Below are 10685 nucleotides of genomic sequence, written 5' to 3'. Positions count from 1 at the left end.
TTCTGCATGCATTTGCTTTTCTTCAGCCTTAAGAGTGCTCATAAGCTCATTCTTTTCTTTGATTTGTGCATTCAGCTTAACTGTCAACGCTTCGAGATCTTTTTTCATTTCTTTAAGATTATTAAGCTTTGTTTCTACTTCCTGTTGCTTTGTTTCAAGGTCTTGTTTATCCTGTTTGTGCTGTTCAAGGATATTCTTATCTGCATTTACAATTGTTGTAACCGCACTGACTCGGTCTACGAAGTCACTGAAGCTTTGTGCTCCAAGCAATACATCAATATAGTTTACTGTTCCTCCGTTTTCCTGGAAAGAACGCGCTTTATCTTTAAGCAATTCATTACGTTTTTCAATACGCTTCTTCAATTCTGCAATTTCAACTTCTAATACTTCAATTTCCTCAGTTGTCTGAGATATTTCCTTGTTCTTTGCTTCGATTTTCTGTTCGGCATCACTTACGGCAAAATCAAGCTTCTTGATTTGGTCATTCAATACCTGCTGCTCGTTTTGCAGCTCGCCGATCTTAGAATTCTTCTCATTAATTTCAGAATTAATGCCTGAGCGTTTTTGTTCGAGCTCTTTCTTTTGTTTTTGCATTTCTGAAATGCTGGCTGCTGTGACTTGATCTACGGTTAATGGGCTTAGCAAAGAACCCAGGCTTAAAGTACTGACTATTGCTAGTGAGAGTATCTGCTTTTTCACTAGATCTGTTCCCCTCTCTTACTCAGATAGTTTCGTAACTTCGTCTTTCTATCTATCGTCTATTGGCTATGTAGTGTTTAGGAGAATTCCAGGCGAGACCCGGAATTCTCTCCTTTACACCTTCAAGAACTTGCGGACGGACATGAGACTTCCCCAGATTCCAATAGCAGCTCCCATAATGATGAGGATTGCTGATAATTGGTAAACAAACGGATTGAATTCAAGCAATTTTATAAAATGGTCTTTCAGCTTATCGTTCAAGTAATCGTAAGCATAATAGTATGCTGCGGATACGACAGCAATTGGCACAATCGCTCCCAGTATTCCTAACCAGAGACCTTCAAGGAAGAACGGCCATCTGATGAAACCATTCGTAGCTCCTACAAGTCTCATAATTTCAATCTCTCGTTTACGTGCCATAATCGTAATTTTAATAGTGTTAGAGATTAAGAACATGGCTGTAAAAAGAAGTCCGACAATTAATATGAGTCCAACATTGCGGCTTACTTTTATAAAACTGAATAGTTTTTCGACCTTGCCTTGTCCATACTTTACAGTAGAGACATAATTGAATTTCTCAATTTGTTTGGCAACTCTCATTGTATCAGTAGGGTTTTTCGTCTTTACGACGAACACATCGTTCAAAGGATTGTCTTGCTCAAACAACTGAAAGGCTTCCCCTTCATCTCCCAGGCTTTTTATCAAGCTCTCAAGTTCTTGTTCCTTGGAAGAATAGGTCACACTTTTGATTCCGGAAACCTGGTTGATTTGCTGCTCCAATACCTCTTTATCTTTGTCGTTCGCTGCTACATCCACATGAACTCGGATTTCTACATCTTCCTCAATCGTGGTTGCAACTTTATTTAAATTCATCATAATGACGAAAAAGATACCGACCAAAAGCAAGGTAACCGTTACGGCACTTACGGATGCAAACGTCATCCAGCCGTTTCGGCCTAAGCTTTTAAAGCTCTCGCGTACGTGGCGGCGGAATGTTCTAGCTTTCATATCCGTATTCACCTTTCATTTCGTCACGAGCAATCCTGCCGTTCTCGATCGCAATGACTCGATGCTTGATTGTGTTGACGATTTCTTTGTTGTGGGTCGCCATGACGATCGTGGTTCCCCTTAGGTTAATTTCCTCAAAAATGTTCATGATTTCCCATGATGTATCAGGGTCAAGGTTTCCCGTCGGCTCATCGGCGATCACTACTTTTGGTGCGTTCACAATTGAACGAGCGATAGCAACACGCTGCTGCTCCCCGCCTGAAAGCTCAGTAGGAAGCGACCTGGCTTTATGCTTAAGCCCGACCAATTCCAACGTTTCCATGACACGCTTCTTGATATATTGCGGCTGTTCCTCGATAACTTCCATCGCAAAAGCGACATTTTCATAGACTGAAAGAGTATTCAGCAATTTGAAGTCCTGGAACACGACGCCAATATTCCGGCGAAGCAAAGGTACTTTGCTGTCCTTTAGCTTTGCTAGATTTACACCATTAATAATGATGGAACCTTTAGAAGGCTTAACTTCACGGTACATCATTTTTATAAAAGTAGATTTTCCAGCACCGCTGGGTCCCACTACGTATAAAAATTCACCTGCATCTATATGGACATTAATCCCATTAGCGGCTGTGATGCCGTTGGAATATGTTTTATAAACATCCTGCATATCTATCATTTTTGTATCACCTTAGATAGTTTGTCTTAAACACACGGCTAAACTTCGACAATTTGTAACAAACCTATTATAGCATCTCCCTCTATCAAAAAAACCCTTTTAAATATTACAGTTTCTTTTCAAATACGTTTTTTTATTCCATTTAATTCCTCTAGAGGTTATTAAATCTAATTAATTGCCGGTTGTTTATCCTCCTAAGTTAGCTATTTACCTAGTAAAATCCACCTGTTGTCGAGTTTCTTATTTAGTAGAATTTTTAGTTTTATTACCGTGGTGTAACAAGATTTTGTCATAACTTGTATGTACAAAATGTGAAGCTTGCTGAATTGCTAAATAATTTGGCGATTTTACAGAAATGCATAAAGACAGCATTTCTACGGTCAATGGATTGGAAAAAACAGCACAAAAAAACGTCCCAACGATTTCAGGACGTTTCCTTATAACTCTTATTTTTTGTTTGCCAGCCATTCAGCTACTGCAGAAGCGTCTTCGCCTTCAAGAAGTTTTGGAGGCATTGCCCCCTGACCGTTCGCAATTACACTTTCAATGTCTTCTTGTGATAAGCGTGAGCCTACGTCGCTAAGCTTCGGTCCTACGCCGCCTTCCAAGTTGCCGCCATGGCAGCTAGAACATTTTTGATTATAAAGCTTTTCTGGGTCCGCACCAGCTGTGTCGCCTCCGCCAGCTTCATCGCCGCCGCCACCGCCAGCTTCATCGCCGCCGCCACCGCAAGCTGCCAGTGCCAAGGAGGTTCCCATTAATAGAGCCAATAATTTCTTCTTCAACTTAACTCCCCCTAAGAAAATTTTGCATACACGACTATTTTATACCAATATCAAGCTCTTTTAAAACCCTCGCCCAATACCTCTGAAGCATCCATTACGATGACAAATGCAGCAGGGTCAATGGATTGAACCAATTGTTTCAATTTTGTGAACTCCGTCTGGTCCACGACACACATGATAATTGGCCGTTCCTGGTCCGTATAGCCGCCGTATGCTGATAGTTTTGTCACTCCACGGTCAATTTTATTCAAGATCGCTTCACGAACTTCATCCTGACGGTTTGTTATGACCATTGCCATCTTCGAGCGCCCAATGCCGACCTGCACAAGGTCAATCGTTTTACTAGTAACATAAAGCCCAATCAACGCGTAAAGACCCCGTTCAATATCAAATACAATCGCTGCAGATAATACAATCAGTCCATCAATTAACGCCACGCAGGTACCAAGCGATAGCCCAGTGTACTTGTGGATAATTTGCGCCGCCAAATCTGTGCCGCCAGTTGACGCATTTCCTCTGAATACAATGCCAAGACCAAGGCCGACACCGATTCCGCCGAACAATGATCCGAGCAAAGGATCAAGAGTCCACGGCTTCAAATCATTCGTCAGGAACACGACAAATGGAAGGAAAATGGTCCCTGCAAGAGTTTTATACCCATATTGCCTCCCGAGTAAAACAACCCCCGCAATAAACAGCGGTATATTAAACGCCCACTGCACGTATGCCGGCTCCCAGCCAAGCGTCGCATCTAGTATCGTACTGATCCCGCTGACCCCGCCGGAAGCAACCCGGTTCGGCAGCAAGAAAACATTGAACGAGATGGCGACAATCGCCGATCCAATGAGCACATATACATATTCAAAAAGCTTTTCTATAGTTGGATTTAATGTATGATTACGCCTTTTCTTCAAAGTCCTATCCCCTTTTTCCTTTGATGCCGTCAGTGAGTATAGCACGTGTCGAATTTTCTGTAAACGCTAGTAGTGCGCCGTGTTAAAGGGCAAAAGTTTGTGGCTTGGTTGATTCGGTTATCATTGTAATTCTCTTGTGAGAAAACGGTACTATACACCTCTGATTCATGAAACTAGGTTGGAACATGCTAATTTATTCGTGTTAATAATATAGAAACAATCAGGTCTACTATTTTTGCAGCAAAATATTGTCCTTACCTGTTAAGTTTGTGAAATCATGAACAATTTTTGGTGATTCACCAAATACCCTTACCCCTAGTCGTACTTTGTTATATTTTCACGTACAAGGAGGCGGTCATATTGATTAGTCTTTCCTGTAGAAAAAAAAATACATTTTTTTAATACCTTGCATGCTCACCATTACACAATATTTGAGTCCAGCATCTAGCCAGACTGTAGATTGCGGATTGTAACCGCAAGCGCAAAGTGGTTGAGATCAAGAACCTTAAAACTGGCGAACCTAAGAAGAGAATTATGATGTATTAGTTTTATCACCAGGTGCAAGCCCAATCAAGCCTCCTATCCCGGGCATTACTGAAGCTGAAGCACTGTTCACGCTTCGCAACATTCCTGATACTGATAAAATCAAAGCGTATGTTGATGAGCAGCAGCCAAAGAAGGCGACAGTCATCGGCGGTGGATTCATTGGTGTTGAAATGGCCGAAAACCTTTGGGAACGCGGTGTTAAGGTAACACTTGTGGAGATGGCTGACCAGATCATGGCGCCAATTGACTTTGAGATGGCTTCTATTTTACACCAGCATCTTCGTGAAAAAGGTGTGAACCTTGTTCTTGAAGATGGGGTGAAATCTTTTGAGAAGAACGGTAAGCTGATCAACCTGAACAGCGGTAAGCAACTTGATACTGACTTGATCATCCTTGCGATTGGTGTTGCGCCTGAAAATAAATTGGCTAAGGAAGCTGACCTTGAGCTTGGTCTTCGTGGTGCAATCCGTGTCAATGAACGCCTGCAGACGGCTGACGAAAGCATCTACGCGATTGGCGATGCGATTGAAGTAAAAGACTATATCAACGGACAGGCGACTCACATTCCGCTTGCATGGCCGGCTAACTGCCAGGGACGCATCGTTGCTGACCATATCAACGGCATCGATTCAAAATACCAGGGCACGCTCGGCACTTCCATTGCGAAAGTGTTCGATATGACTGTCGCAGCTACAGGTAACAATGAAAAAACATTGAAGCGCCTGGGCATCTCTTACGATGTTGTGCACGTTCACCCAAGCTCTCACGCTGGCTACTATCCTGGCGCATTCCGATCGCATTAAAATTGATCTTTGACCGCGAGACAGGGAAAATCTTCGGTGCACAGGCTGTATCTTATGATGGCGCAGACAAGCGCATCGACGTAATGGCAACTGCCATCAAAGGCGGCATGACGATTTTCGACCTGCCGGATCTTGAGTTGGCATACGCACCGCGCAAAAGACATCAAAGCGTGGTGTGAGAAGACTGGCAACAAACTGATCAGCAACAAATTTGAAGATAAGAAGTTCAAGGCCCAGATCATGAAAGGGAATGTGGTTGTGCCTTTGAATACGATGGCTGCTCCTGTTGAGGTTCCGACTGGCGTTCCAACAGCTGCTTCTGCTAAGAATGGCGCGACGATGGTCGTGTTCAGCGGTGACCTTGATAAGGCAATCGCAACCTTCATCATCGCATCCGGCGCGGCGGCGATGGGCAAAGAAGTAACCTTGTTCTTCACCTTCTGGGGACTGAACATCCTTAAGCGCAACGACGCACCGTCAACCGAGAAAGACATGATGGCGAAGATGTTCAGCATGATGATGCCGAAGGGCGCAAACGACCTGCCATTGTCCAAGATGAACATGGGCGGCATTGGTGCCAAGATGATCAAGACAGTCATGGCCAACCATAACGTCGACAACCTAGAAACCTTGATAAAAAACACCATGGATGCCGGCGTTAAGCTAGTAGCCTGCGGCATGAGCATGGATCTCATGGGCATCGCAAAAGAAGAACTCATCGACGGAGTGGAAATCGGCGGCGTAGCAGCTTACCTCGGGGATGCTGAAGATTCTGGATTGAATTTGTTCATCTAATATTGATTGGAGAGAGGCCTTCTCGTGGGAGGCCGCTTTTTTATGTATACAGCATGTTTCTGAGCGTGTGGGGTTGCTAAAAAAAGGTAATTGGCCCTTGGGTTGTGTTGATTTTTACCTGTTATATGGAAAAAGTAGTGATTAAGGGGAAAATCGTAGTGATGATTGTAATTTTCGTAGTGATTGGTGACATTTTCATAGTGATTATTCCATTTTTCGTAGTGATTGTCACTCATTTCGTAGTGATGGTGTAATGGACCCTAAATAAATCGACACCCTGCATGGTAAAAAGCAGGATTTTAACCACTTGTTAGCGAATTCTTTTACCGGAATTAAATAGAACGAGAGGACTGAGACCATTTTGATCGTAAAAAGAAGAACATTCCCACTCCGTATCAAAATAAATAATGCAATTCAAAGACGATTACCTGTTAATCATCCAAAACTCCCTGAAGTGATCCAAGATTCCATGAAAACCAGGGCTGGCCATAAAGGCGAAGAAGCTCTAGACTATTACACCAGCCTACTACATGAAGATGAATTCCACATATTCCAAGGGCTTCGGCTTAAATCAGGTCAAACTCACTTCCAAATAGACTCTCTACTGCTCTCTCCCTCATTTGCACTCATTATCGATGCCAAGAACATGGCAGGCACCCTCACCTTCCATTCTACTTTTAATCAAATGGAACGAACTTTTAATGACAAAACAGATACCTATGAAGATCCTATTCTTCAAGTAAAAAGACACCGTCTGCTTTTAATGAAGTGGCTCAAGGACCACCACTTCCCCCAGATTCCTATTGAGTACCTTGTCTTCAGCAGCAATCCCTCAACAGCATTACGAAATCCATACAATGATCAGGAAATCTACCATCGCGTTTGTCCTCCGGCAAAAATCATCTTTAAAATTGAAGAGTTCATATCAAAATATAAAAAAGAGCTACTTTCCGTAAAAGAATATAAAAAACTGAGCAAGCTTTTATTCAAGAGTGATGTTCCTCCAAGCTCCCATCTTCATCAATTTAAGATTAATCCTTCTGAATACTTGACCGGTGTCCAATGTCCCTCTTGTTCCCAGTATGCAATGGAGCGGTACAGCGGAACCTGGAATTGTACACATTGCGGGACCACAGCTAAAGATGCTCATCACCAGGCCATCGAGGATTACTTTCTCCTGATCAACGATAGTATCACCAACAAGCAGTTTCGGGAATACCTTCACATTCACTCACCTAAACTGGCAACAAAGCTTCTGGCAAATATGAACCTGAAATGCCAAGGGCCTACGCGGAGAAGCTGCTATTATACTCCGATTTAAAAAATCCCCCGCCAACCCGGCGGGGGATCCCAAAGCTCATTTGCAGTTCGGTTTACTCACCCAAGCTCAACTTAGACCTCAAATAAGCATCAATAAACATATCAATATCGCCGTCCATGACTGCCTGCACGTTGCCGGATTCGGCGCTGGTGCGGTGGTCTTTTACCATGGAGTATGGGTGGAATACATAAGAACGAATCTGGCTGCCCCAGCCGATTTCTTTTTGCTCGCCGCGGATTTCATCGAGCTCAGCTTGCTGCTGCTCGATTTCGCGCTGGTAAAGCTTAGCTTTCAGCATTTTCATAGACGTTTCACGGTTCTTGATCTGTGATCGTTCGGCCTGGGATGATACTACGACACCAGTTGGCAAGTGCGTAATACGAACCGCTGAGTCAGTGGTGTTGATGTGCTGACCGCCGGCGCCGCTTGCACGATACGTATCAATTTTCAGGTCCTCCGTACGGATTTCGATTTCGATTTCGTTGTTGAACTCTGGCATAACTTCGCAGGATACAAATGAAGTATGGCGGCGTCCAGAAGAATCAAACGGTGAAATACGTACGAGACGGTGTACACCTTTTTCAGCTTTCAAATAACCGTAGGCATTGTGCCCTTTAATCGCCAAAGTAACACTCTTGATTCCTGCCTCATCACCTGGCAGGTAATCCAAAGTCTCCACCTTGAAGCCGCGTTTTTCTGCCCAGCGCGTGTACATGCGCAACAGCATGGAGCCCCAGTCCTGGGATTCCGTTCCGCCAGCGCCAGGGTGCAATTCAAGAATCGCATTGTTTTTATCGTGCTCTTCACTCAACAATAATTGGAGCTCAAACTCACTCATGCGCTCTTTGAATTCAACGAGCTCCTTTTCGAGTTCTTCCCGAAGATCTGCGTCGTCTTCCTCTTTTACAAGTTCATATGTCAAATCGAGATTTTCATATGACTCGTTAAGCTCGTTAAAAACATTAACCTGTTCCTTAAGCGCATTGGCTTCGTTGATGACAACCTGTGCCTTCTGCTGGTCATCCCAGAAGTCCGGAGCAAGCATGCCATCCTCTAGCTCAGCGATTCGCGCTTCTTTATTTTCGAGGTCAAAGAGACCCCCTGAAGCCCGCTAATTTCTTAGCTGTTTTCTCAAGCTCATTCCTGATATCTGCTAATTCCATATCGTTCACCTCATAAGTAAGTTACTTTCTATTATAGCGTATTGTATGTTCCAAGGAAAAAGAGAGCCGATAATCCGGCCCTCTTGATTGTAAAAATTATTTCTCCTTGCCCCGCACTTTAACGCTGCACTGCATCGGGGGTCTGACCCCCGATGCGTTAGTGCGGTGACGCAAGAGCAATTATTATTCCGCCTTACCACAGCAGTTCTTGTATTTCTTGCCGCTGCCGCAGATGCATGGGTCATTACGGCCGACATCCAAAGTCTTGGTAACAGGCTTTTTCTTCACTTTACCGCCTTCGCCTTCCTTTGGATTCACCGCGTGGCCTTTCGCTACTTCCTCGCGCTCAAGGTTGCTGCGGATCTCAGCCTTCATGATGTATTTCGCAACATCGTCTTCGATGGATAATACCATATTTTCGAACATTGCGAAGCCTTCATGCTGGTATTCGCGCAGTGGATCGATCTGGCCATACGCTCGCAGGTGGATACCCTGGCGCAGCTGGTCCATCTGGTCGATGTGGTCCATCCACTTCGAGTCAACCGAACGAAGCACGATGACTTTTTCAAATTCACGCATTTGCTCGTCAGTCAACAGCTCTTCTTTTTCATCATAGCGCTCTTTCACCTTCGCCATGATCACTTCGATAATTTCATCCTGCTCTTTGCCGCGAAGGTCTTCAGCAGTTATGTCACCTTCGTGAAGCAGGTTGCCGTTCACGTAGTCAAGGATGCTGTTCAGATCCCATTTTTCCATATCCTCGCCTGCTGGCGTATGGGCAGAGACATTGCGCTCCAATGCAGACCTGATCATTCTTTCAACAATGTCACGAAGGTTATCAGATTCAAGAACCTCGTCACGCTGCTTGTAGATGATTTCGCGCTGCTGGCGAAGGACATCATCGTATTGTAGCAACTGCTTACGAGCATCGAAGTTGTTGCCCTCAACACGTTTTTGCGCTGATTCAACGGCTCTTGATACCATTTTGCTCTGGATTGGCTGGGTATCATCCATGCCAAGTCGCTCCATCATTGCTTTCATATTATCGGAACCGAAGCGGCGCATCAGTTCATCTTCCATGGAAAGGTAGAACTGAGTGACACCCGGGTCTCCCTGACGTCCGGAACGTCCGCGGAGCTGGTTATCGATACGACGGCTCTCGTGACGCTCTGTACCAATAACGGCAAGACCGCCAACTTCTTTCACGCCCTCGCCAAGCTTGATATCCGTACCACGGCCCGCCATGTTCGTCGCGATCGTAACCGCACCTTTCGAACCGGCTTCAGCGATGATTTCCGCTTCACGCTCATGGTTTTTCGCGTTCAGGACATTATGCTTGATGCCTTTTTTCGATAGGAAGGCAGAAATGATCTCAGAAGTTTCAATCGCAACTGTACCAACAAGAACCGGCTGGCCGGCCTTGTGTCGCTCGGCGATGTCATCGGCTACCGCCTTGAACTTCCCTTGCATCGATGCGTAGATTAAATCTGGACGGTCGTCACGGGCGATCGGACGGTTCGTCGGAATCACAACAACGTTCATATTGTAAATATTGCGGAATTCCTCTTCCTCAGTCTTCGCCGTACCGGTCATACCGGAAAGCTTTTCGTACATACGGAAGTAGTTCTGGAATGTAATCGTCGCAAGCGTCATGCTTTCATTCTGGATTTCAAGGCCTTCTTTTGCCTCGATCGCCTGGTGCAAGCCTTCGCTGTAGCGGCGGCCCTTCATCAGACGGCCAGTGAATTGGTCAACGATGACAATCTCGCCGTCCTGGACGACGTAATCCACATCCTTATGCATGCTCGCCTGGGCTTTCATCGCCTGGTTGATGTGGTGAAGCAATGTCACATGCTTGATGTCAAAAAGGTTCTCGATGCCAAAAGCCTTCTCTGACTTCGTGATCCCTTCCTCCGTCAGCTGGACACCCTTCGTTTTTTCATCATATGTGTAGTCTTCTTCACGCTTCAAAGTG

At 44.8% G+C, this 10685-nt stretch carries 8 protein-coding genes and 1 pseudogene; 2 read left to right on the top strand and 7 right to left on the bottom strand.

From position 1 onward, the window contains the following. The 5 genes from ACH0QE_RS06595 to ACH0QE_RS06575 all read right to left on the bottom strand — a co-directional run. Positions 1 to 699, bottom strand: a 699-nt coding sequence (locus ACH0QE_RS06595) for a coiled-coil domain-containing protein (protein WP_415799901.1), incomplete at its 3' end; no start/stop codon positions are given. A gap of 114 nt (positions 700 to 813) precedes the next feature. Further along, entirely contained in the window at positions 814 to 1707 is an 894-nt protein-coding gene (gene ftsX, locus ACH0QE_RS06590; protein WP_415799900.1) for a permease-like cell division protein FtsX, read from the bottom strand. After that, entirely contained in the window at positions 1697 to 2383 is a 687-nt protein-coding gene (gene ftsE, locus ACH0QE_RS06585; RefSeq protein WP_415799899.1) for a cell division ATP-binding protein FtsE, read from the bottom strand. Before ftsE ends, ftsX begins: the two co-directional genes overlap by 11 nt. 446 nt (positions 2384 to 2829) lie before the next feature. Then, positions 2830 to 3168: a cytochrome c551 gene (cccB, locus tag ACH0QE_RS06580; protein WP_415799897.1), complete on the bottom strand. Its 339-nt coding sequence runs from the start codon at positions 3166 to 3168 to the stop codon at positions 2830 to 2832. Between the two features lie 50 nt (positions 3169 to 3218). After that, complete coding sequence (locus tag ACH0QE_RS06575) at positions 3219 to 4082, bottom strand: YitT family protein (RefSeq protein ID WP_415799896.1); 864 nt, start codon at positions 4080 to 4082, stop codon at positions 3219 to 3221. A 459-nt stretch (positions 4083 to 4541) separates the two neighbouring features. On the opposite strand from ACH0QE_RS06575, the pseudogene ACH0QE_RS06570 reads away from it, so the two are divergent. Both ACH0QE_RS06570 and ACH0QE_RS06565 read left to right on the top strand, forming a co-directional pair. Further along, positions 4542 to 6226, top strand: a pseudogene (locus ACH0QE_RS06570) (DsrE/DsrF/DrsH-like family protein); the annotation flags it as partial. Between the two features lie 361 nt (positions 6227 to 6587). Continuing rightward, the gene (locus tag ACH0QE_RS06565) at positions 6588 to 7547 is read left to right on the top strand and encodes an NERD domain-containing protein (protein ID WP_415799895.1); all 960 of its coding nucleotides are present in this window, start codon (positions 6588 to 6590) and stop codon (positions 7545 to 7547) included. Between the two features lie 52 nt (positions 7548 to 7599). Here ACH0QE_RS06565 and prfB read toward each other — a convergent pair. Together prfB and secA are read right to left on the bottom strand one after the other, a co-directional pair. Next, a protein-coding gene (prfB, locus tag ACH0QE_RS06560; protein ID WP_415799894.1) for a peptide chain release factor 2 occupies positions 7600 to 8710 on the bottom strand; the annotation gives its coding sequence in 2 pieces (ribosomal slippage) (positions 7600 to 8637 and positions 8639 to 8710; 1110 coding nt in all). Positions 8711 to 8893: 183 nt separating this feature from the next. After that, a partial coding sequence (secA, locus tag ACH0QE_RS06555) for a preprotein translocase subunit SecA (RefSeq protein ID WP_415799893.1) occupies positions 8894 to 10685 on the bottom strand: 1792 nt, incomplete at its 5' end.

The organism is Mesobacillus sp. (genome assembly GCF_047739415.1).
GTDB lineage: Bacteria > Bacillota > Bacilli > Bacillales > Cytobacillaceae > Mesobacillus.
This window is presented reverse-complemented; position numbering and strand designations above follow the sequence as displayed.